Annotated in this window: 18 protein-coding genes and 1 pseudogene; 10 read left to right on the forward strand and 9 right to left on the reverse strand. The window is 70.7% G+C overall.

The features are described from left to right. The 5 genes and pseudogenes from AC2YHJ_RS04680 to AC2YHJ_RS04700 form a co-directional block, all read left to right on the forward strand. A pseudogene (locus AC2YHJ_RS04680) lies at nucleotides 1-527 on the forward strand (hypothetical protein); the annotation flags it as partial. An 83-nt stretch (nucleotides 528-610) separates the two neighbouring features. Next, complete coding sequence (locus AC2YHJ_RS04685) at nucleotides 611-733, forward strand: hypothetical protein (RefSeq protein WP_487394302.1); 123 nt, start codon at nucleotides 611-613, stop codon at nucleotides 731-733. A 108-nt stretch (nucleotides 734-841) separates the two neighbouring features. Further along, the gene (locus AC2YHJ_RS04690) at nucleotides 842-3628 is read left to right on the forward strand and encodes an ATP-dependent DNA helicase (RefSeq protein WP_487394303.1); all 2787 of its coding nucleotides are present in this window, start codon (nucleotides 842-844) and stop codon (nucleotides 3626-3628) included. A 65-nt stretch (nucleotides 3629-3693) separates the two neighbouring features. Then, nucleotides 3694-4206, forward strand: a complete 513-nt coding sequence (locus AC2YHJ_RS04695) for a hypothetical protein (protein ID WP_487394304.1) — start codon at nucleotides 3694-3696, stop codon at nucleotides 4204-4206. Between the two features lie 22 nt (nucleotides 4207-4228). Further along, the gene (locus AC2YHJ_RS04700; RefSeq protein WP_487394305.1) at nucleotides 4229-5173 is read left to right on the forward strand and encodes an aldolase/citrate lyase family protein; all 945 of its coding nucleotides are present in this window, start codon (nucleotides 4229-4231) and stop codon (nucleotides 5171-5173) included. 20 nt (nucleotides 5174-5193) lie between these two features. Here the strand turns inward: AC2YHJ_RS04700 and AC2YHJ_RS04705 are convergent, their stop codons facing one another. The 6 genes from AC2YHJ_RS04705 to groES form a co-directional block, all read right to left on the reverse strand. Further along, entirely contained in the window at nucleotides 5194-6378 is a 1185-nt protein-coding gene (locus AC2YHJ_RS04705) for an amidohydrolase family protein (RefSeq protein WP_487394306.1), read from the reverse strand. Then, entirely contained in the window at nucleotides 6375-7334 is a 960-nt protein-coding gene (locus tag AC2YHJ_RS04710; RefSeq protein ID WP_487394307.1) for a threonine dehydratase, read from the reverse strand. Before AC2YHJ_RS04710 ends, AC2YHJ_RS04705 begins: the two co-directional genes overlap by 4 nt. Before the next feature lie 21 nt (nucleotides 7335-7355). After that, a complete protein-coding gene (locus AC2YHJ_RS04715; RefSeq protein ID WP_487394308.1) occupies nucleotides 7356-7559 on the reverse strand; it encodes a cold-shock protein in 204 nt (67 codons plus the stop codon). 197 nt (nucleotides 7560-7756) lie between these two features. Next, nucleotides 7757-8734 carry a Bug family tripartite tricarboxylate transporter substrate binding protein gene (locus AC2YHJ_RS04720; protein ID WP_487394309.1) on the reverse strand — a complete coding sequence of 326 codons (978 nt, stop codon included), beginning with the start codon at nucleotides 8732-8734 and terminating at the stop codon, nucleotides 7757-7759. 112 nt (nucleotides 8735-8846) lie between these two features. Then, nucleotides 8847-10490, reverse strand: a complete 1644-nt coding sequence (groL, locus tag AC2YHJ_RS04725; RefSeq protein ID WP_487394310.1) for a chaperonin GroEL — start codon at nucleotides 10488-10490, stop codon at nucleotides 8847-8849. Nucleotides 10491-10539: 49 nt separating this feature from the next. Continuing rightward, a complete protein-coding gene (gene groES, locus AC2YHJ_RS04730) occupies nucleotides 10540-10854 on the reverse strand; it encodes a co-chaperone GroES (RefSeq protein ID WP_487394311.1) in 315 nt (104 codons plus the stop codon). 295 nt (nucleotides 10855-11149) lie between these two features. Between groES and AC2YHJ_RS04735 the strand changes: the two genes are divergently transcribed. Continuing rightward, on the forward strand, nucleotides 11150-11431 hold the full coding sequence (locus AC2YHJ_RS04735; RefSeq protein WP_487394312.1) for an usg protein: 282 nt from the start codon (nucleotides 11150-11152) through the stop codon (nucleotides 11429-11431). A 78-nt stretch (nucleotides 11432-11509) separates the two neighbouring features. Continuing rightward, complete coding sequence (locus tag AC2YHJ_RS04740; protein WP_487394313.1) at nucleotides 11510-12532, forward strand: 2-hydroxyacid dehydrogenase; 1023 nt, start codon at nucleotides 11510-11512, stop codon at nucleotides 12530-12532. A gap of 223 nt (nucleotides 12533-12755) precedes the next feature. Here the strand turns inward: AC2YHJ_RS04740 and ubiM are convergent, their stop codons facing one another. Genes ubiM through AC2YHJ_RS04755 form a run of 3 tightly spaced genes read right to left on the reverse strand, consistent with a single transcriptional unit; the run spans nucleotide 12756 to nucleotide 15593 of the window. Continuing rightward, nucleotides 12756-14057 carry a 5-demethoxyubiquinol-8 5-hydroxylase UbiM gene (gene ubiM / locus AC2YHJ_RS04745; RefSeq protein WP_487394314.1) on the reverse strand — a complete coding sequence of 434 codons (1302 nt, stop codon included), beginning with the start codon at nucleotides 14055-14057 and terminating at the stop codon, nucleotides 12756-12758. A 58-nt stretch (nucleotides 14058-14115) separates the two neighbouring features. Beyond that, nucleotides 14116-14811, reverse strand: a complete 696-nt coding sequence (locus AC2YHJ_RS04750; protein WP_487394315.1) for a TVP38/TMEM64 family protein — start codon at nucleotides 14809-14811, stop codon at nucleotides 14116-14118. Next, entirely contained in the window at nucleotides 14808-15593 is a 786-nt protein-coding gene (locus AC2YHJ_RS04755; RefSeq protein ID WP_487394316.1) for a glycosyltransferase family 2 protein, read from the reverse strand. Before AC2YHJ_RS04755 ends, AC2YHJ_RS04750 begins: the two co-directional genes overlap by 4 nt. A gap of 128 nt (nucleotides 15594-15721) precedes the next feature. Between AC2YHJ_RS04755 and AC2YHJ_RS04760 the strand changes: the two genes are divergently transcribed. From AC2YHJ_RS04760 to tldD, 3 genes are read left to right on the forward strand one after another with little or no spacing between them, the layout of a single operon-like run. Beyond that, nucleotides 15722-16810 (forward strand): COX15/CtaA family protein, encoded by a 1089-nt coding sequence (locus AC2YHJ_RS04760; protein ID WP_487394318.1) that lies wholly within the window; start codon nucleotides 15722-15724, stop codon nucleotides 16808-16810. Beyond that, nucleotides 16807-19449 (forward strand): PAS-domain containing protein, encoded by a 2643-nt coding sequence (locus AC2YHJ_RS04765; RefSeq protein WP_487394319.1) that lies wholly within the window; start codon nucleotides 16807-16809, stop codon nucleotides 19447-19449. The genes AC2YHJ_RS04760 and AC2YHJ_RS04765 overlap by 4 nt, the downstream gene beginning before the upstream one ends. Then, nucleotides 19446-20873 carry a metalloprotease TldD gene (gene tldD / locus AC2YHJ_RS04770; protein WP_487394320.1) on the forward strand — a complete coding sequence of 476 codons (1428 nt, stop codon included), beginning with the start codon at nucleotides 19446-19448 and terminating at the stop codon, nucleotides 20871-20873. The genes AC2YHJ_RS04765 and tldD overlap by 4 nt, the downstream gene beginning before the upstream one ends. The last annotated feature ends 60 nt before the right edge of the window (nucleotides 20874-20933 follow it).

A 20933-nucleotide genomic window follows, 5' to 3' on the forward strand; every position in this document is an offset into this window, starting at 1 on the left:
CCCCTGCGCCACGCGCCGCGCGCTATACCGGCCCGACGCCGGCTGATCCCTTCGCCGGGCAGATCGACGACATCTTCGAGGCGATGGAAGCCGCCGAGGCCGCGGCGGAACGCGCTGCCTCAGCGCCGCGCGCGACCCGCGCGGCAGCCCCGGCGCCTGCGGCCGAGGCCCCGGTTGCGGAAGCCGAAGCGCCGGCCGCCGAGGCCGCGGTTGCGGCAGCCGAAGCCCCGGCCGTCGAGGCCGCGGTCGCCGTCGAAGCAACCCTCGTCGCGGAACCCGTCGCCGAGGTGCCTGTCGCAGCGAAGCCGGTGGTCGAGGCGCCGCCGGTCGTCGTTGCCGAACCTGCGCCGGAACCCGTCGCGACCACCCCGCCGTCGGCACCCGAACCCGCGGCACCCGTCGCCGCGGCGCCGGAACCCGCACCCGCCCCGGCCGAGCCGGTCGTCGGTGCACCGGTCCAGCCGGTGGTGCTCGGCACCGGGGCCGAGGCCGATCGGCCGAAGCGCCAGGGCTGGTGGCGCCGCTGACGCCACCAACGCGGCACCCCGCGCCCGTTCAGGCGGAAGCGCCTGAGCGGGCGGCGGGTGGCGCAGAGCGATCGGAAGGTGCGATGCCCGCCTCCGGGCCAGTACCGCCGGACGACAGTGCGCCGCAGGTGGATGCGCTGGTCACGGCGTCCAACCGCTTCATCGCGGTTCACGGCGCGTTCGGCGACGAATTCTCCACGCTCTGACGCCACTGACCCGGTCGTGCGCTAAACGCAGTTCGTCACCCGATCGGGCAAGTCCACCCGATCCGGATCGGCTCTCAGCACCACCGCCCCGCCCTGCTACCCTGCATCATGGCTTCCGCCCCGCGACTCCTGCTGCCCGACGTGCCGTCCCTCGTCGCAGGCTTCGGGCGGGCCGTGCTCGTCACCGCCGAGGGCGAGATCGAGACGCTGACCGCCGAGGCCGCGGCGGCGCGGCTGCGCGACGCCGCGCCGCTGCTGGTGCATGCGCCCGCCACCGCCCGGCGCCTCGGCATCGCGGGCATCGAGGCGGCGCACGATCTGCTCGAACTCTTCGCCTTCTGCCGCCCGGCGGAACCCTGCGCACCGACGCCGCGCGGCCTGGCGCTGGCGCTCGACCTGCCGCAGCCGGCGGATGAGGAAGCCGCTGCCGCCCTGCTGCCGCAGATCGCGACCGACCTGCTGCGCCACCTCGCCGACACGCGGGAAGCGGCGCGCAACCGCGACGCGGCGGGCCTTGCCGCACGCATGGGGGAAGCCGGCTGGGCCTGGGCGCCATCGGTGCTCGCAGCACTTGGCGAACCGGCGGCGAAGCCCACCCCGCATGCCTACAAGGTCTGGCGCCGCCTGCCGGAATGGGAGGACAACGCCCCTGCCCCGCCCGCCACGGCCTTTCCGGTGGAACCCGCCGAGGCGCGACGGCGGCTGGCCGAAATCCTCGGCGCCGGGTCGGAACAGCGGCCGCAGCAGGCAGACTACGCATCGGCCGCAGCGGGCGCATTCGCCCCGCGCGAACACCCCGGTGCGCCGGCCCTGGTGCTGGCTGAAGCGGGCACCGGCACGGGCAAGACGCTCGGCTACATCGCACCGGCCAGCCTCTGGGCGGAGAAGAACGGCGCACCGGTCTGGATCTCCACCTTCACCCGCAACCTGCAGCGCCAGATCGACCAGGAGACGGCGCGGCTGTTCCCCGACCCGGAGGAGCGCCGCCGCCGCGTCGTGCTGCGCAAGGGGCGGGAGAACTATCTCTGCCTGCTGAACCTCGACGACCAGACCTCGGGCGGCCCGCCGCCGTATTGGGCAGTGGCACTCGGGCTCGTGGCGCGCTGGGCGCTGGCGACGCGCGACGGAGACCTGCTGGGCGGCGACTTCCCGGGCTGGATCACCGAGTTGTTCGGCCCCGGCGCCGTGCTGCCGCTGGCCGACCGGCGCGGCGAGTGCATCCATTCCGCCTGCCCGCACTACAAGACCTGCTTCGTCGAGCATTCCATCCGCCGCGCGAAATCGGCGCAGATCGTTATCGCCAACCATGCGCTGGTGATGGTGCAGGCGGCCCTCGGCGGCGGGGAGGACGGGCCGCCGCTGCGCCTGGTCTTCGATGAGGGCCATCATCTGTTCGACGCGGCGGATTCCGCCTTTTCCGCCGACCTGACCGGGGCAGAGATGGCCGAGTTGCGCCGCTGGCTGCTGGGCGCGGAAGGCGGGCGATCGCGCGCGCGCGGCCTGCGCCGCCGGCTCGAGGAGCTGATCGGCGACAAGCCCGAGTTGAACGCGCAGCTCGACGCCGCCTTGCACGCCGCACGCGCCTTGCCGCTGCCGGGCTGGCCGTCCCGCCTGCCCGGCGGCGGCAGCGCCCGCCCGGACGAAACCCCGAATGCCGGGGAGGTCTTCCTGCGCGCCGCACGCGAACAGGTGCTCGCCCGCACACAGGAGGCACGCGGCGCCGGCCTCTACGATTCCGAATGCGACCTATTCCCGCTGACCGAGGCGCTGCCGGGTGCGGCCGAAAGCCTGTCGCGGGGCCTGCGCCGGCTGGAGGAACCGCTGGTCTCCCTGCGCGACCGGTTGGCTGCGCGGCTGGAGGATGAGGCAGAGGAGCTGGAAGTCGGCGACCGCATCCGCATCGAGGCCGCCTGCCGCTCGCTCGACAACCGCGCGCTGCGGCCGCTGCGGGCCTGGACGCAGATGCTCGCCACCATCCAGGCCGATCCGCCGCAGCCCGGCGAGCGGCCGGATTTCGTCGATTGGCTGTCGCTCGAACGGCGTGGCGGGTCGGATACCGATGCCGGGATGCATCGCCATCACCTCGACCCCACCGAGCCCTTCGCGCGTGCCGTCGCCGCGCCGGCGCACGGGCTGCTGATCACCTCCGCCACGCTGCGCGACGAGGGGGAGGCCGAGGATGACGACCCCGAGGCGACGTGGCGGGAGGCGGAGGCGCGCACCGGCGCATCGCACCTGCCGATCCCGGCGATCCGCGCGGCCATGCCGTCGCCCTTCGACTACGCGGCGCGGACGCGCTGCCTGGTCATCACCGATGTCGCGAAGGAGAACACCGGCCAGGTCGCATCGGCCTTCCAGGCGCTGTTCCTCGCCGCCGGTGGCGGCGGGCTCGGCCTGTTCACCGCCATCCGCCGGCTGCGCGACGTGCAGCAGCGCATCGCGGGACCGCTGGAGCAGGCGGGCATCCCGCTCTACGCCCAGCATGTCGATGCGATGGACAATGCCACGCTGGTCGATGTCTTCCGCGCCGAGGAACACGCCTGCCTGCTCGGCACCGATGCGATGCGCGATGGCGTGGACGTGCCGGGCCGCGCGTTGCGGCTGCTGGTGTTCGACCGCGTGCCCTGGCCGCGCCCGACCATCCTGCACCGCGAACGCCGGCTGCATCTTTCCGGTGGCCGTCCCAAAGACTACGACGACCGCGTCGCCAGGCACCGGCTGCGCCAGGCCTTCGGGCGGCTGATCCGCCGGGCCGACGACAAGGGCGTCTTCGTGCTGCTGGACCGGTCCTGCCCGTCGCGGCTGCTGCACGGGCTGCCGCCGGGGGTGCTGATCCGCCGGCTCGGCCTCGCCCAGGCGGTGGCGGAAACGCGGGACTTCCTCGCCGAACCGTGACCCCTTCCTTCCGGGGCCGAGCGGGAGCATCTTCGGCTCCTGTTCCCGGCGGGAGGAGAATTTCCATGCCCATGACGCTCGACGATTTCGTGGCCCGTGCGCGGGAGGCTCTCAAGAGCCACCCCGGCCTGGAAGGCCGCATCATGGTCTGCGACCTGGTGGGGGAGGCGCTGAAGGACACCGCCTTCGTCGCCGCCCATATCAACGACAAGACGCCCGAGCGTCAGGTGCTCTACGAGGATCCGGAACTCGGCTTCACCGTGCTGGCCCACGTCTATCACGACGCCAAGATCTCGGCGCCGCACGACCACGGGCCGTCCTGGGCGATCTACGGCCAGGCGGCAGGCGAGACGATCATGACCGACTGGGAATGCCTCGCCCGGCCGACCGAGAGCACGCCGGGCAAGGCGCGGCGCATCAAGGACTACGCGATGAAGCCGGGCGATGCGTATCTGTACGAGCCCGGCATCCTGCACTCCCCGCGCCGCGACGGACCGACCCGCCTGCTGCGGATCGAAGGGATGAACATGGACCGCGTGAAGCGGCTGCCCTACCTGCCGGTGGACGCGGCCGCCTGACGGGCGCGGACAGCCGCCCGCCATGCCCCGCCGCATCAACCGGGCGGTCGAACTCCTGGCGGATGGGCAGGCGATCTACTACGCCGGTCACCATACCGGCCATGTCCTGACTGCCGCCCAGGGCCGCGAGGATGCCGGCACCTGGGCCGACTACATCAATGTCGGCATGGAACACGGCGCCTTCGACATGGCCGGCCTCGCCGAGTACATGCGGGGCCTCGCGGAAGGCGGCCCGACGCGTTCGGGCCACCGCACCCCGGCGGTGATCGTCGAGGCGCCGGTCGCCGGCACCGATGCGGCGAATGTCCGGCACAATGCCTGGCAGTTCCGCCAGATCCTCGGACGCGGCGTGCATGGCGTGCTGCTCTGCCAGGCGGAATCGGCCGACGCGGTGCGCGCCTTCGTCGAGGCCTGCCGCTATCCGGACCATCTCGCGGGCGTCGATACGGGTTTGCCGGGGCCGATCGAACGGATGGACGGCGCGCAGCTCGGCTCCCCCGGCCCAGGGCTGCTTGGCGTCGGGACCCGCGGGCGCGGCTCGGAGCAGACCGCGGCGGCAATCTGGGGCGTGTCGGCCGAGACCTATATGCGGCTCTGCGATCCCTGGCCGCTCGACCCAGAGGGCGAATTGCTGCTCGGCGTGAAGATCGAGAGCCCCGAAGGTGTCGCGCATTGCGAGGAGATCCTCGCCGTGCCGGGCCTCGGCTTCGCGGAGCTGGGTCCGGGCGATCTCTCCCTCTCCCTGCTCGGCCAGCGGGAGGTGCAGCACCCCTATCCGCCGCTGCTGCCCGCGGCGCGTGAGCGCGTTTTCGCGGCTTGCCGCGCCCATGGCCTGCCCTTCCTCGAAGGCTGCACGCCCCAGAACATCGCGGAACGCCTCGACGAGGGCGTGCGCGTCATCGCCGGCGGGCGCGAGGACACGGCCCGGATCGGCCGCGCACATCAAGGGCGCCGCATGCCGGTGTGAGCCCGGCGCGCGGCGAGGCCCTACGCGGCCAGCAGGACGCCGTCCCGCACCACCACGCGCCCGCCCGCGACCACCAATCGCCGCGCGGGTCGCGCCACCACGGCTTCCGCCAGGCTGCGCGCATCCACCAGCACCAGATCCGCGCGCGATCCTGGCGCCAAGCCGTAATCGGCGAAGCCGCAACCCGCAGCGCCCGCGCCGCTGACGCAGTCGAAGGCGAGCGCGATCTCGTCGTCGCGCCGGAAGTTGTTGCGCAGCCCGACCAGCATGGCGCGCTCGAGCATGTCGGGCGAGCCATAGGGCGTCCAGGTGTCGCGGATGCCGTCATTGCCGCCGAAGATCGTCACCCCGGCCGCACGGCATGGCGCGACCAGCGGCACGGGGCGGGAGGCAGGTGCGGTCGTCGCGATCGCCACGCCGAGTTGCGCCATCTGCGCCAGCAGCACGTCGCGCTCGCGTTCCGTGATGTCACCGAGACAGAAGGCGTGGCTGACCACCACCTTGCCTTCCATGCCAAGGGCGCGCGTGCGTTCGAGGATGAGTTCCAGCGAGAAGGCGCCCATCGAGCCCGGTTCGTGCAGATGGATGTCGACCGGCTTGCCGTGCTTCTCCGCAAGGCCGAAGACGATGTCGAGGTGCTTCACCGGGTCGCGCTCGATCGCGCAGGGATCGAGCCCGCCGACGACATCCGCGCCGAGCGAGAGCGCGGCATCGAGTGCCGCCTCCGTCCCCTGCCGGCCGAGCAAGCCCGATTGCGGGAAGGCGACGATCTGGATCTCCTGCAGGCCGTCCATTGCGGCACGGGTCTCCAGGACGCGCTCGACGTGCTGCGTGCCGGCGAGCGTATCCACATCGACATGGCTGCGGATGCGCGTCGTGCCCGCAGCAAGGAAGGCGCGCGCCATCGCGAGCGACGCGGCACCAGCGTCGTGCCCGGTGCGGGCGCGCCATTCGCGCTCGGTGTCGATCTTGTCGATGATGCGCGGGCCGACCTCGTTCACCAGCCAGTCGGGCTGGTGGAAGGTGGTCTTGTCGAGATGCGTGTGGCCTTCGACGAAACCGGGCAGCAGGAGCAGGCCCTGGCCGTCCTCGACCGGGACACCGGTCGTGGCGGCACCGGATGCGGCGATGCGCCCGCCCTTCACCAGCACATCGGTCGCGGCCCCGCCCATCGGGCGGACGTTGCGCAGCAGAAGGTCGGTCATGCAGTCCTCAACACCCAATCGCGAAACAGGTCCAGATCGATATTCCCGCCACACAGCACCAAGCCGACGCGCTTGCCGCGCATCGTGTCCCGTTCCTGCAGCAGGGCGGCAAGCGGCGCGGCACCTGCACCCTCGGCAAGGTTGTGCGTGTCCTGCCAATAGGCGCGGATCGCCGCGGCGACCTCGTCATCCGTCACGGTGACGACGCGCGCAGCACCGGCGCGGATGATCGCGAGCGCCGACGCATCGGGCACGCGCGTCGCCATACCGTCCGCAAGCGTGTCCGCGCGCGGTGTCGTCACCACATGCCCGGCGGCGAAGGACAGCGCATAGGATGGCGCGCCGGTCGATTGCACGCCGATGATCTGCGTGGACAGCCCCAGCAGGTCACGCGCCAGGATGCAGCCGCAGATGCCCGAGCCCAGCCCGATCGGCACATACAGCGCATCGAGCGGCGGCGCGTCGCGGAAGAATTCCAGCGCATAGGTCGCGACCCCCTTCACCAGGTCGGGCGCAAAGGACGGCGCGAATTCCAGGCCCTCGGCCGCGGCGAGGCGCATCGCCTCCTCCCGTGCCGCGTCGAAATCCTCGCCATGTTCGACCAGCCGCGCGCCAAAGGCGCGCATCGCGGCGTTCTTCTCGCTGCTGTTGCCGTGCGGGACGAGGATGGTGACGGGCACGCCATGACGCTGCCCGGCATAGGCGAGCGATTGACCATGATTGCCGCGCGTCGCGCTGACCACGCCCTTCACATGCGGACGTTCGCGCCTCAGTCGGTCCATGTAGACCAGCCCGCCGCGCACCTTGAAAGCGCCGGCGGGGGTGTGGTTCTCGTGCTTGACGTGCACTTCCGTGCCGCAGCGCGCGGCGAGCAACGGCCAGGCGATCCGCGGCGTGGGTGGGAAAGCCTGGTGGACGAGTTGCGCCGCCGCTTCGAGTTCCGCGAGTGTGAACATGTGGCGGCGGCGCGTCGCGCCTTACAGCGGCTTCAGGTTGGTCGCAGCGGCCTTGCCGCGTTCGGTGACGACCTCGTAGCTGAGCTTCTGGTTCTCGTTCAGCCCGGTCAGCCCGGCCTTCTGCACGGCGGTGATGTGGACGAAGACGTCCTTGCCGCCATCCTGCGGAACGATGAAGCCGAAGCCCTTCGTCGCGTTGAACCACTTCACGGTGCCGATCGCCATGCGACCTGTCTCCTTGCGTCGCCCGGCGGCGGTGCTCGCCGCCGAATTGTCCAGTCGCGCCCAATATCGGCTTGAGGGCGACCGGGCTCCCGGAGGCACGGCAAGGCGAGGCCAGACACGATTGGCCCCCGAATCACGCGCAGATTGCGGTCGCCGCGTCAATCAAAGCTGAACCGTCCGTCATCTTCGCGGCCGCGTCACTCGACGCGGATGCCAAGCTCGGGAATGGTCCGCCCCCAGAATGCATGCTCGTCGCGCACCTGTGCGGCGAAGGCATCGGAACTGACCGGCGCGGTCAACGGTTCCAGCCCGTCGCGGCCGAGCTTCTCATGGAAGGCGGGCATCGCGGCGATCTCGGCGACCGCCGCGCGCAGTGCGGCAACCGGTTCGCCCGGCGTGCCCGGCGGATAGAACACGCCGTGCCAGCCGGTGACGTTGTAGCCGGGCAGGCCCTGCTCGGCGACCGTCGGCACGTCGGGGAAGGTCGGCGAACGCTGCGCGCCCGTCACCGCGATCGGACGCAACTGGCCTTCGCGCACCAGCGGGATCGCCGGCGGCGGGGAGGAGATGTTGAACTGCACCGTGCCGTTCACCGCATCCATCAGCGCCGGCGCGGTGCCGCGATAGGCGACGTCGTTCAGCTCGATGCCAGCCATCTTCGCCAGCAGCTTGCCGGCCAGGTGGTTGTTCCCGCCATTGCCCGAATGGCTGAAGGTGACATGGCCCGGGTTCGCCTTCGCCAGCGCGATCAGTTCCTGCAGGTTGGTCGCGGGGAAGCGCGGATTGCCCACCAGGATGTACTGGTAGTTCGCGACGATGCCCGCGGGCACCAGCACGCGCGCGGGGTCCTCGCGCTCGGGCGTGCGATAGACATGCGGGTTGATGACGATGTTCGAGGAAACGGCATAGAGGAAGGTGTAGCCGTCCGGGCGGGCGCGCACCGCGGCCAGCGTCCCGATCGACCCGCCGGCGCCGCCGCGATTGTCCACCACCACCGTCTGGCCGAGCTGCTGCGAGAGGATCTGCGCGAATTCGCGCCCGACGATGTCGGTGCCCCCGCCCGCGGCATAGGGGACGATCATCGTCACCGGGCGGTTCGGCCGCCAGCCGCCCTGGGCGAGCGCCAGCGACGGCGCGAAAAGGGTCGGTGCGAGAAGAAGGCTGCGGCGCTTCATGGGACGGTTCCTGGCAAGCGGTTTTCCGCGCCATAGCACGGCGCAAAGAAAAAGGGGCAGTCCCAAAGGACTGCCCCCAATTCGTTCCGGTCCGGCGAAGGACCGGACGGGATCAGAAGTCCATCCCGCCCATGCCGCCCATGTCGCCCGGGCCACCGGCCGGAGCCGCCGGCTTCGCCGGACGCTCGGCGACCATCGCCTCGGTGGTGATCAGCAGGGAGGCCACCGAAGCGGCGTCCTGCAGGGCGGTGCGCACGACCTTGGTCGGGTCGATGATGCCGGCCGCGACGAGGTTCTTGTACTCGTCGGACTGCGCATCATAGCCGTACTCGTAGGTGTCGGTGCGCAGCACCTCACCGGCGACGACGGCGCCGTCCTTGCCGGCATTCTCCGCGATCTGGCGGATCGGCGACTGGATCGCGCGGCGCACGATCTCGATGCCGACCTGCTGGTCGGGGTTCTCGGCCTTCAGGCCGGCCAGCTTCACCGAGGCGCGCAGCAGAGCCACGCCGCCGCCCGGGACGATGCCTTCCTCGACCGCGGCGCGGGTCGCATGCAGCGCGTCATCGACGCGATCCTTGCGCTCCTTCACCTCGACCTCGGTCGAGCCGCCGACGCGGATGACGGCAACGCCACCGGCCAGCTTCGCCAGACGCTCCTGCAGCTTCTCGCGGTCGTAGTCCGAGGTGGTCTCCTCGATCTGCGCCTTGATCTGCTCGCAGCGGCCGGTGATGGCGGTCTTCTCGCCGGCACCGTCGACGATCGTGGTGTTCTCCTTCTCGATCTTCACGAGCTTCGCCTTGCCGAGCATGGCGAGGGTCACGCTCTCGAGCTTGATGCCCAGATCTTCGGAGATCACTTCACCGCCGGTCAGGATGGCGATGTCTTCCAGCATCGCCTTGCGGCGATCGCCGAAGCCCGGCGCCTTCACGGCGGCGATCTTCAGGCCGCCACGCAGCTTGTTGACGACCAGGGTGGCCAGCGCCTCGCCCTCGACGTCCTCGGCCACGATCACGAGCGGACGGCCCGACTGCACCACGGCCTCGAGAAGCGGCAGCATCGGCTGGAGCTGCGACAGCTTCTTCTCGAAGATGAGGATGTAGGGGTTCTCCATCTCGGCGATCATCTTCTCCGCATTCGTGATGAAATACGGGGAGACATAGCCGCGATCGAACTGCATGCCCTCGACGACGTCGAGCTCGGTCTGGATCGACTTGGCTTCCTCGACGGTGATGACACCCTCGTTGCCAACCTTCTCCATCGCCTTGGCGATCATCTCGCCGATCTCGGTCTCGCCGTTGGCGGAGATCGAGCCGACCTGCGCCACCTCGGCCGAGGTCGTGATCTTCTTCGTCTTGGACTCGAGTTCCTTGACGATCTCGACCACGGCCTTGTCGATGCCGCGCTTCAGGTCCATCGGGTTCATGCCGGCGGCCACGGCCTTGGCACCTTCGCGCACGATGGCCTGGGCCAGCACGGTCGCGGTGGTGGTGCCGTCACCGGCCAGGTCGTTGGTCTTCGAGGCCACTTCGCGCACCATCTGGGCGCCCATGTTCTCGAACTTGTCGGCCAGCTCGATTTCCTTGGCGACGGTCACGCCGTCCTTCGTGATGCGCGGGGCACCGAAGGACTTGTCGATGACGACGTTGCGGCCCTTCGGGCCCAGCGTCACCTTCACGGCGTCGGCGAGGATGTCCACGCCACGGATCATACGTTCGCGCGCCGAAGCGCCGAACTTCACGTCCTTAGCAGCCATTGCTTTCTACCTCTGAATTCTGTTGTCGGATGCGGTGCGAAGCGGCGCCTCAGGCGGCCTTCTTCGCCTCGGCGGTGCCTTCGAGAATGCCCATGATGTCGGACTCCTTCATGATCAGGAGCTCCTCACCATTCAGCTTCACCTCGGTGCCGGACCACTTGCCGAACAGGATGCGGTCGCCGGCCTTCACGTCGAGCGGGCGGATCTCGCCCTTCTCGTTGATCGTGCCCGCGCCGACGGAGACGACTTCGCCTTCCTGCGGCTTTTCCTTGGCGGTGTCGGGGATGATGATGCCGCCGGCAGTCTTTTCTTCCGCGGTGACGCGGCGAACGAGAACACGGTCGTGCAGGGGACGGAAGTTCATGGATGTCCTCTCCTGAGCCTCGGGTTGATGACGGCTCGCCCTGGGAAGCCTGGCCGGTCGCAGAACGCCCCGGCCGTTAGCACTCCCCCCAGAGGAGTGCCAGCGATCTAAGCCGAGGGTCGCGCGACGTCAAGCGTTCGGCAGCACTCGCCACGCACGAGTGCTAATGATCTGAATATACAAGATTTTTCTTGCCTCCTGCTGCGCTGCACATGTCATCCTGTGAAGCAACTCACGGCGCCGCGACGGCGTTGCAGGTAGGAATGGCACGTCACACCACCCTCAAGGGAAAGGAATGACCAAGGTGCTGCAGGGACTGGAACCGATCCTCCGAATCCCCGACTGGCGGATCACGACCGCCGAGTTGCTCTACCACCTGCCCGACCACCCGCATGTTCTGCAGGCTTATATCTGGCAGAAGATCGACCACGCGCCGGATTTCCCCGAGCTGACCCGCTTCCTCGACTTCTGGCGCCGCGAGATCGAAGGCCCGCTGCATTCGGTGCGCGTCGCCTCCTCCGCCCTGACCCGCCCTGCGGAGCTGCGCTACGCCAACGGGGTATTCACCCTTCACTGAGGCGCCGCGCCACGCGACTATGCCCCGCCCGTCGCGCCGCAGAACGCGGTAGCGCAGGTATCGAGGCGGGGAGGCCCCATGCGCATCGCCATGTTCAGCACCAAGCCCTATGACCGCCGCAGCTTCGAGGCGGCGCCGGCGGCCGCGGCGCATGAGATCCTGTTCCTCGAGCCCCGCCTCGCGCCGCTGACCGCGCCGCTCGCCATGGGCGCCGAGGCGGTCTGCATCTTCGTCAATGACGACGCCTCCGCCCCGGTGCTGGAGGCGCTGGCCGCCGGAGGGACCAGGCTGATCCTGCTGCGCTGCGCCGGCTTCAACAATGTGGACCTGGCCGCCGCGCAACGCCTCGGCATCAAGGTCGCGCGCGTGCCGGCCTATTCGCCGCATGCGGTCGCCGAGTTCACCATCGGGCTGATGCTGTCCCTGGTGCGCGGCATTCACCGTGCCTACCAGCGCACGCGGGACGGCAATTTCGCGCTGGAGGGCCTGCTCGGCTTCGACCTGCACGGCAAGACCGTGGGCGTGATCGGCACAGGCAAGATCGGCGCCATCGTCGCGCGCATCCTGGCGGCCGGCTTCGGCTGCCGGGTGCTCGCCTATGACGTCCATCCCGACCCCGCGCTGGTGGCGATCGGCGTGACCTATGCCGACCCGCGCGCGATCGCGGCCCAGGCGGACATCGTGACGCTGCACTGCCCGCTGACCCCCGAAACGCACCACGTCGTCCGCGCCGAGACGCTCGCCATCGCCCGCCCGGGCCTCGTCGTCATCAACACCAGCCGTGGCGGCCTGGTCGATGCCGAGGCGGCGATCGATGCGCTGAAATCCGGCCAGCTCGGCGGCCTCGCCATGGATGTCTACGAACAGGAAGCCGACCTGTTCTTCGAGGACCTGTCGAACGAGATCCTGGCCGATGACGTGATCGCACGGCTGCTGACCTTCCCCAACGTGCTGGTCACCGGCCACCAGGCCTTCTTCACGGCCGAGGCGATGGGCGCCATCGCCGAGGTGACGCTCGGCAACGCGACCCGCGTGGCGGCGAAGGAAGCGCTGGGGGCGTCGGAGGTGACGGTCGCGGCGACGGTGCCGCGGCCCGCGTGAGGCCGGAGGGGCACCGCCCCTCCGGACCACCCCGCCAAAGGCTTAAGGCCTTTGGAAACCTCGATTCCGCCCTCGATCGTGGTCCGCGCGGGCCGGGTTTCTGGACAAGCGGCGATGTTCGCTATATGTTCACAACATCAACTGGGCGAATCATGCCCTGTCGTCGATGTGAACCCAAAGGGAAGCGGCCCGCGGCTCGATAAAGGCCTAAAGCGATAAAAACCTAAAAGTCTAAAGTGCCCCAACCCAAGGTCGTAAAAACCCAGCGGTCAAGGGGGCCGCTGCCCCCTGGTGGGGAGAGGTCCGGAGAGGGGCGACGCCCCTCTTCGCCCTTTTGCCTGCCCGCGCCGTGCAATGGCTTCCAGGAACGGCCCGGCGCGTCCATCAGGCCGGCGACGATCGCCTTGCGGACCGGCGCCAGCACCGCCCCGGCCCCGATCAGCGCCGCGCGCGCCAGGCGTGCCGGCGCCCGGTCATCCGAATACAGCCTGGCCACGGCATTGGTCGCGAGGAACAGCGGCAGCGTCGCGCGCCGATGCGCCGCGGCGTAGCGCGACAGACCCGCCTCCGCGCCGGGATCGGTGGCGCGGCGGATCTCGCCCGCCAGGATCTCCGCCCCCGACAGCCCAAAATTGAAGCCATGCGCGGTAACGGGGTGCATCCCGACCGCCGCATCCCCCAGCAGCGCGAAGCGACGCGCGGCGAAACGATGGGCGTAGGTCGCGACCAGCGGATAAGCGTGCCGCGTCCCCGCCAGCGTCATCGGCCCGAGCCGCGATTCATACCGGCGCGTCACCTCGGCGCCGAAATCATCGGGCGACATCGCCATCGCCGCCTCCGCGACCGCAGGCGGCAGGGTCAGCACCACGGACGACATCGCCCCGTTCAGCGGCAGCATGGCAATGGTCTGGCCATGGCCGAACCATTCCGTCGCGATGCCGCCATGCGGCACGTCGTGGGCGACGCGCGCGACGATCATGGTCCGCCCGAAATCGAGCATCGCCGCGCCGATCCCCGCCCGGCGCCGCGCCTCGGAGAAGCGGGAATCAGCGGCAACGACCAGCCGCGCGGCCACCACCTCCCCGCCATCGAGGCTCACCTGCGCGCCCTCGGGCGCCAGGGACAGGCCGGTCACGGGCCGGCCCGTGACCAGCCGCGCCTCAGTGGTCGCGACGGTCTCGAACAGGGCGCGGCGGATCAGATGGTTCGGCACCAGCCGGCCGAGCGGTTCGCCGTCCCGCCCCGGCGCGAAGCGCAGCGCCAGCGGATTGGCGCCGTTGATCACCTTCGCTTCGCGCAGCGGCGCCGTCTCGGCGGCCGGGATGCGGTCCCAGGCGCCGAGGTCGCGCAGGATCGCCTGCGAACGATGGGTCAGCGCGATCTCCCGCCCGTCGAAAGCGGGGTCCGCGATCGCCGCTTCCGGCGCGCGTTCCAGCAGGGTGATGCGCAGCCCGCTGCCGGCGAGCGCACAGGCCAGGGCGAGGCCCGCCGGTCCGGCCCCGATGATGGCGACATCCGTATCCATGCGGTCTGCTTCCTCCGGACGACCCGCGCCGTCCTTGATCCTGCGCAGAATTGGCGCCTCAGGCGTCGTCTTCCAATGCGCGGCCCGCCTGGTGCCGGCGCAGCAGCATAAGCCCGATCAGCGCCGAGACCACGAACAGCGCGACCCCGAGCCCCAATTGCCAGGCGCCATCCACCCGGATGCCCTTGCCCAGCAGGGCGAAGACCACCGTCTGCGGCAGGTAGCCTATGGCCGACGCGGCCAGGAAGGGCAGCAGGCTGATCCCCGCCATGCCGGCCAGCAAGTTCAGCGCCAGGTTGTTGCCCACCGGCAGCAGGCGGAGCGCCAACGTCGCGCCGAAAGGGCTGCCCGCCAGCACGTCTCGCAGCGGCCGCAACCGGTGCCCGAAGCGCCCGGCAAGCCGCCGTTCCGCCCAGCCCCGCCCGACTGCCCGTGCCCAGAGATAGGAGATCGCGCAACCCACCACCTGGGCGGCGAGCGACAGCGCCGTGCCCTGGACGACGCCGAGCGCATAGCCGCCGAGGAATGCGACGCCCTGGCGCGGCGCGCCCGCGGCCGTCGCCGCCGCGCCGATCGCCACGAACACCAGGTCCCCGAGCAGCCCCTGCCCCAATACCCAGCGATCCACCCAGGCGGTGCCCGGCGCGAGGCCGATCTCGCGCAACAGCAGTCCCGCCGCCACCAGCCCGATGGCGAGGATCGCCAGTTTCAGCAGCGCCGCGCGGCGCCGCCCGGACGCCGCCGGCGCGGTCATGGGGCTGGATCGGTCTCGATAACCGGCCGCCTGCCGCGCCGCTGCAGCCAGGCCATGCCGATCAGGTCGAAGATGCCGACCAGCAGCCGGTCGAGCGTGCCGTAGTTCGACGCGCCGCGCACGCGCGGGCGGTGATTCACCGGTTCGCTGACCACGGCGCCGCCCTGGCGCAGCGCCAGCGCCGGCAGGTAGCGGTGCATGTGATCGAAATGCGGCAGCTCGAGGAACAGGTCGCGCGGGAACACCTTCAGCCCGCAGCCCGTGTCGGGCGTCGCATCCCGCAGCAGGCGGGATCGCACGCCATTGGCGATGCGGCTGGTGTAGCGCTTCACCCCGCTGTCCTTGCGGTTCACCCGGTGCCCCGCGATCAGCGTGCGGCGGCCGGCTGCGGCCTCGGCTTCGGCGCGGGCGAGCAGCCGCGGGATGTCGGCGGGGTCGTTCTGCCCATCCCCGTCCAGTGTCGCGATCCAGCGCCCGCGCGCCGCCTTCACGCCGGTAACGATCGCCGCCGACTGGCCGCAGGATGCCTTGTGGCGGATGGCGCGGACCGGCGCACCAGCTTCGCGCGCCGCGCGCAGCGCCGCCGGCGTGTCGTCGGTCGAACCGTCATCGACATAGACGATCTCATGCGGCACGGCGGGCAGCGCGGCCTCGATCTCCGCCACCAGGGGCGCGATGTTCGGCGCCTCGTTGCGGACAGGGATGACGACCGACAGGACGGGTGGCGCGGCCTCCCCGCCCGCCGCGGCGGGCCCGGATGCGGCGCTGGGCTCGGGAACCATGGGCGGGCGGTAGCAGCCCCGCCCCGCCCCGGCAAGCAGCCCCCGCCGCGGAGCGGCAAGCAACCACTGTCGCGCAGCGGCTGTCACCCCAGGGTGCAGCCCGCCCGCCACTGGCCTATATCGCCGCCATGCCTTTCGATTCACGCGGCGCCGCCGCGCCCACCGCCGAGGATGCCGCCGCCGACCGCCGAGCCGTCGCGCGATGGCTCCTGTTCGTCGCCGCACTGGTCTGGGTCATGGTCGCGATCGGTGGTGCGACGCGGCTGACCGGGTCCGGCCTGTCGATCATGGAATGGGCGCCGATCACCGGCATGCTGCCGCCGCTGTCGGAAGCCGAGTGGAACCGTCTTTACGATCTGTACCGCACCATCCCGCAGTATCAGCTCGTCAACCAGGGCTTCGGGCTGGAGGGGTTCAAGCAAATCTTCTGGCTGGAATGGATCCACCGCTTCTGGGGCAGGCTGATCGGCATCGCCTATGTGGCCGGGCTCGCGTGGTTCTGGCTGCGTGGTCGCATCCCGGCCGGATACAAGCCGCGGCTGCTGCTCCTGCTCGCCCTCGGCGGGATGCAGGGCGCGGTCGGCTGGTTCATGGTCGCTTCGGGCTTCGAGGCTGACCGCACCGCCGTCTCGCCCTATCGCCTCGTGATCCATCTCGGCCTCGCCTTCCTTCTGTTCGGCGTGCTGCTCTGGACGGCGATGACGCTGCTGCGGCCGCGGCCGGATACGGCACCCGTGCCGACCAAGCTGCGCCCGCTGGTGCATGCGGCGGCCGGGCTCGCAGTGCTAGCGATGCTGGCGGGCGGCTTCGTTGCGGGTATCCGTGCGGGCTTCGATTACAATACATTCCCCTTGATGGAGGGCCGCCTCGTGCCGCAGGGCTATTGGGTGCTGGAGCCGGGCTGGAAGAACCTCACCGCCAATATTCCGGCGGTGCAGTTCAACCACCGGCTGCTCGCGACCCTGACGCTGGCCGTGGCGGCATGGGCGGCGTTCGTTGCCATCCGGGCCCTGCCGCGCGGGCGGGTGCGCGGGGCGGTGATGGGCCTCGCCATTGCGGTGGCGCTGCAATACGCGCTCGGCATCGCCACGCTGCTCGCCGTCGTGCCGCCCTGGCTCGGCACGCTGCACCAGGCCGTCGCGGTGCTGGTGCTGACCGGGGCGCTGCTCGCCATCCATGCGCTGCGCCGCCCGGCGCCGCCGGCCGGACCCGAGTGACCCCCGGGGACGCCGCTCTCCGGGCCATCGAGGCCCTGCCCCACGCCATCATGGTGGTCGATGGGGCGGATCGGCTCGTCCTCGCCAATGCCGCGCTGTGGGGGGAAGCCGGGGCGGCCCCGGCACGCTTCCCGCCGGGCACGCCGCTGCGCGACATGCTGCGCCTGCTGGCCTTCCGCGGCATGCTCGGCCCCGGCGATCCGGCCCTGCTTGCCGCGCAGGCCCTGCATCAGGACCGCACCAGCCTGCAACTCCGCCATCTGCGCAGTGCCGACGGCGCCCGCCTGTCGGAGGTGACGAGCCTGCCGTTGCCCGGCGGCGGCTTTGCGCTGTGCTCGGTCGACATCACCGCGCTGCATCGGGCGGAGGCGGCCGCGCGCGCCCGTGCCGCGCTGCTCGAACGCGTGCTGAACAGCCAGCGCGGCGGCGTCGCGCTGTTCGATACCGCGCAGCGGCTGACCGTGCACAACCCCGCCTACCGCCGCCATACGGGCGCGACGCCCGAGATCCTCGCCGGCCGCCCGACCCTGCCCGAGATCATGGAGGCGCTGTCCACGCACGGGGAATTCCCCACCAGCCGCGACCGCGACTACGCCGCGGGAGTGATCGCCGCCGATCGCCGCCGGATGCTGCAAGGCCAGCGCGAGCGCATGGACGGCACCATCGTGCGGTTCCACAGCACCCCCGAACCCGATGGCGGCTTCCTGATCGAGACCGACGAGGTCACCGACCTGCGCCAGGCCGAGGACGAGGCACGTCGCCGCGCCGCCATCCTCGACGGCGTGCTGGAGGCGCTGCCCCACGGCATCAGCGTCTGGGGGCCGGATCGTCGCGTCGCGCTGTTCAACGATGCCTATACGCGGCTGATGGAAGGCGCGCCGCTGCAGGTCGGCGACACGCTGCACGACGTCATCCAGCGCCGCGCCGCGGCCGGCGAATACGGGCCCGGCGAGGCCGAGGCGGTCTATGCGCGGGAGATGGCGCGCGACCTGTCCCGCCCGCAGGAACGCCGCCGGCTGCGCGCCAACGGCACCGCGCTCGACGTGCGCACCGCGCCGCTGCCTGATGGCGGGCACATCTCCGTCGTCACCGAGATCACCGCGCTCTGGCGGGCCGAGGAGGAAGCGCGCCAGCGCGCCCAACTGCTCGAGACCGCCATGGGATCGATGCGCCACGGCCTCGTCGTCTATGGGCCGGACCGGCGGGTGGTGGCGGCCAATGCGCTGGCCGGTCAACTCGCCGGGCATGTGCCCGGGGCGATCCGGCAAGGCGCCACGCTTGATGAGCTCGTGCAGGAACTGCACGCGACCGGCGGACTCGGGCCGGAACCGGAAGCCGGGCGAATCCTGCGCGCCGCCCTCACGCTCGACCGCAGCCGCCCACACCGGATGGTGCGACGCACCCCGACCGGGCGCGTGCTGGAGGTGTCCTCCGACCCAACGCCCGGTGGTGGCTTCGTCGTCACCCATATCGACATCACCGCCCGCGCGGAGGCCGAGCGCGAAGCCCGCGAGCGCGCCGACATCCTGCGGGTGATGCTCGACAACATGCGACACGGTATCGCGCTGTTCGATGCGGAGGGCCGGCTGCTCGCCTGCAATGCTCTGGCCGCCGACCTGTGCGGGCTGTCGCCGGAGGAGGTACGCCCGGGCACGACGCTCGCCGAGATGCGCCGACGGCAGACCGAGCGCGGCGAATTCGCCATGCCCTTCGAGGAAACGCGCGCCGACAGCGCGCTGTGGAACCGCCCGCTGCAGGCGCCCGACCACTACATCCGCCGGCGCCCCAATGGCCGGATCATCGAGGTGGCGACCGACCGCACCCCCACCGGCGGCTTCGTGCGGACCTATACCGACGTCACCGAGGACCGCCATGTGCGCGACGAGCTGGAACGCGCCCGTGCCGCGGCGGAAGCCGCGAGCGAGGCGAAGTCCCGCTTCCTCGCCACCATGAGCCATGAGCTGCGCACGCCGCTCTCGGCGGTGATCGGCTATGCCGAGGCGCTGCTGGCCAACCCCGCGCCGGAGAGCATCGGCGAGTATGCCGGTGCGGTGCGCGAGGCGGGGCGGCAATTGCTGTCCCTGATCAATGACATCCTCGATGTCACTCGCGTCGGCGGCGCCGAACCCGAGGCCGGCATGATCCCGGTCGAGCCGGCCGGGCTGCTCGCCAGCCTTGCGGCGACGGTCGGCATGGAAGCCGAGGCGGCGGGGCTGAGCCTTGCCGTTGAGGCCGCGCCCGGCCTGCCGCGCGCGCGCTGCGACGAAAGGCGGCTGCGCCGCATCCTGAACGTGCTGGCCGGCAATGCCGTGAAGTTCACCCCGGCGGGCGGGTCCGTGCGCATCGAGGCCGCAAGCGACGGGGCAGATGGGCTGCTGTTCCGCGTCATCGACAGCGGCATCGGCATGGAACAGGCCGACATACCGCGCGCCTTCGAACCCTTCACCCAGTTGGAATCCTCTCTCGCCCGGCGCTATCCGGGCTCGGGGCTCGGGCTGCACCTTGCCAGGCTGCTCGCCGAAGCCATGGGCGCGTCCCTCGCGCTCGACAGCCAGCCGGGTGTCGGCACCACCGCGACCCTTCGCCTGCCGCGCGCCATCACCATCTCTGAGAGCGCGGCACCACAGGAGACGACATGACGGCCCTTGCCACCACCGATGCCCTGTTCTTCGGGCTGCTCGACCGCGATGCCGCCGAGGCCCGCCTGCGCGAGGCAACCGAGGGCTGCGAGGATGGCGAGCTGTTCCTGGAATACCGGGAGAGCGAGGCGATCGCGATCGACGATGGCCGCATCCGCTCAGCCTCCTACGACGCGACGCGCGGCTTCGGGCTGCGCGCGGTGTCCGGCGAGGCGGCCGGTTATGCCCATGCCGGCGAATTGTCCGATGCAGCGCTGGCGCGCGCGGCGGAGACGGTGAAGGCCGTGCGCCAGGGCCGGTCCGGCGTGCTGGAGGCCGGGCCGCGGGCGACCAACGCGCGGCTCTATGCCGATGCCAATCCGCTGACGCAGATGGATTTCGCCGCCAAGACCGCCCTGCTGCAGGAGATCGATGCCTTCGCCCGCGCCCGCGATCCGCGGGTGAAGCAGGTGATGGCTTCCATCACCGGCGAATGGCAGGCGGTGCAGATCATCCGCCCCGACGGACAGCGCGTCGCCGACCTGCGGCCGCTGGTGCGGGTGAATGTCTCGGTCGTGGTGGAGCAGGATGGCCGGCGCGAGACCGGATCCTTCGGCACCGGCGGACGCTTCGACTATGCGCGGATCCTGACGGAGGAAAGTTGGAAGGCCGGTGTGGAGGAGGCGCTGCGCCAGGCGCTGGTGAACCTCGACAGCGTGCCGGCACCTGCGGGCGAGATGGAAGTGGTGCTGGGGTCAGGCTGGCCGGGCATCCTCCTGCATGAAGCGATCGGCCACGGGCTGGAAGGCGATTTCAACCGCAAGAAGACGTCTGCCTTCGCGGGGCTGCTCGGGCAGCGCATCGCGTCGCCGGGTGTCACGGTGGTTGATGACGGCACCATCCCCGACCGGCGCGGGTCGCTGACCGTCGATGACGAAGGCACGCCGACCAACCGCACCGTGCTGATCGAGGACGGCATCCTGACCGGCTTCCTGCAGGACCGGCAGAATGCGCGGCTGATGGGCGTCGCGCCCACCGGCAATGGGCGGCGGCAATCCTATGCGCATATCCCGATGCCGCGCATGACCAACACCGTGATGCTCGGCGGCGCGCATGAACCGGGCGAGGTGATCGCGAGCGTGAAGCGCGGCTTGTACGCGGTGAATTTCGGCGGCGGGCAGGTGGACATCACCTCCGGCAAGTTCGTGTTCAGCGCGTCCGAAGCCTATCTGATCGAGGACGGCAGGATCGGCGCGCCGGTGAAGGGTGCCACGCTGATCGGCAACGGGCCGGATGCGCTGACCAAGGTGACGATGGTGGCGAACGACATGGCGCTCGATCCTGGCATCGGCACCTGCGGCAAGCAGGGGCAGGGCGTGCCGGTCGGCGTGGGTCAGCCGACGCTGAAGATGGCGGGGCTGACGGTGGGCGGCACGGCCGTCTGATGAAGCGGTTCATCGTGGCCTGATGCGGGGCCGGCCAGACTGACGGAAACAAACCAGGAG

The sequence above is a fragment of the Roseomonas sp. SRI_022 genome (genome assembly GCF_057586215.1).

Coding starts and splice junctions, on each gene's coding strand:
- groES (WP_487394311.1), bottom strand. CDS start 10,854: ATGAACTTCCGTCCCCTGCACGACCGTGTTCTCGTTCGCCGCGTCACC.
- AC2YHJ_RS04735 (WP_487394312.1), top strand. CDS start 11,150: ATGACCAAGGTGCTGCAGGGACTGGAACCGATCCTCCGAATCCCCGAC.
- AC2YHJ_RS04685 (WP_487394302.1), top strand. CDS start 611: ATGCCCGCCTCCGGGCCAGTACCGCCGGACGACAGTGCGCCGCAGGTG.
- AC2YHJ_RS04750 (WP_487394315.1), bottom strand. CDS start 14,811: ATGACCGCGCCGGCGGCGTCCGGGCGGCGCCGCGCGGCGCTGCTGAAA.
- ubiM (WP_487394314.1), bottom strand. CDS start 14,057: ATGGATACGGATGTCGCCATCATCGGGGCCGGACCGGCGGGCCTCGCC.
- AC2YHJ_RS04715 (WP_487394308.1), bottom strand. CDS start 7,559: ATGGCGATCGGCACCGTGAAGTGGTTCAACGCGACGAAGGGCTTCGGC.
- AC2YHJ_RS04705 (WP_487394306.1), bottom strand. CDS start 6,378: ATGACCGACCTTCTGCTGCGCAACGTCCGCCCGATGGGCGGGGCCGCG.
- AC2YHJ_RS04700 (WP_487394305.1), top strand. CDS start 4,229: ATGCCCCGCCGCATCAACCGGGCGGTCGAACTCCTGGCGGATGGGCAG.
- AC2YHJ_RS04740 (WP_487394313.1), top strand. CDS start 11,510: ATGCGCATCGCCATGTTCAGCACCAAGCCCTATGACCGCCGCAGCTTC.
- AC2YHJ_RS04720 (WP_487394309.1), bottom strand. CDS start 8,734: ATGAAGCGCCGCAGCCTTCTTCTCGCACCGACCCTTTTCGCGCCGTCG.
- AC2YHJ_RS04690 (WP_487394303.1), top strand. CDS start 842: ATGGCTTCCGCCCCGCGACTCCTGCTGCCCGACGTGCCGTCCCTCGTC.
- AC2YHJ_RS04695 (WP_487394304.1), top strand. CDS start 3,694: ATGCCCATGACGCTCGACGATTTCGTGGCCCGTGCGCGGGAGGCTCTC.
- groL (WP_487394310.1), bottom strand. CDS start 10,490: ATGGCTGCTAAGGACGTGAAGTTCGGCGCTTCGGCGCGCGAACGTATG.
- tldD (WP_487394320.1), top strand. CDS start 19,446: ATGACGGCCCTTGCCACCACCGATGCCCTGTTCTTCGGGCTGCTCGAC.
- AC2YHJ_RS04755 (WP_487394316.1), bottom strand. CDS start 15,593: ATGGTTCCCGAGCCCAGCGCCGCATCCGGGCCCGCCGCGGCGGGCGGG.
- AC2YHJ_RS04760 (WP_487394318.1), top strand. CDS start 15,722: ATGCCTTTCGATTCACGCGGCGCCGCCGCGCCCACCGCCGAGGATGCC.
- AC2YHJ_RS04710 (WP_487394307.1), bottom strand. CDS start 7,334: ATGTTCACACTCGCGGAACTCGAAGCGGCGGCGCAACTCGTCCACCAG.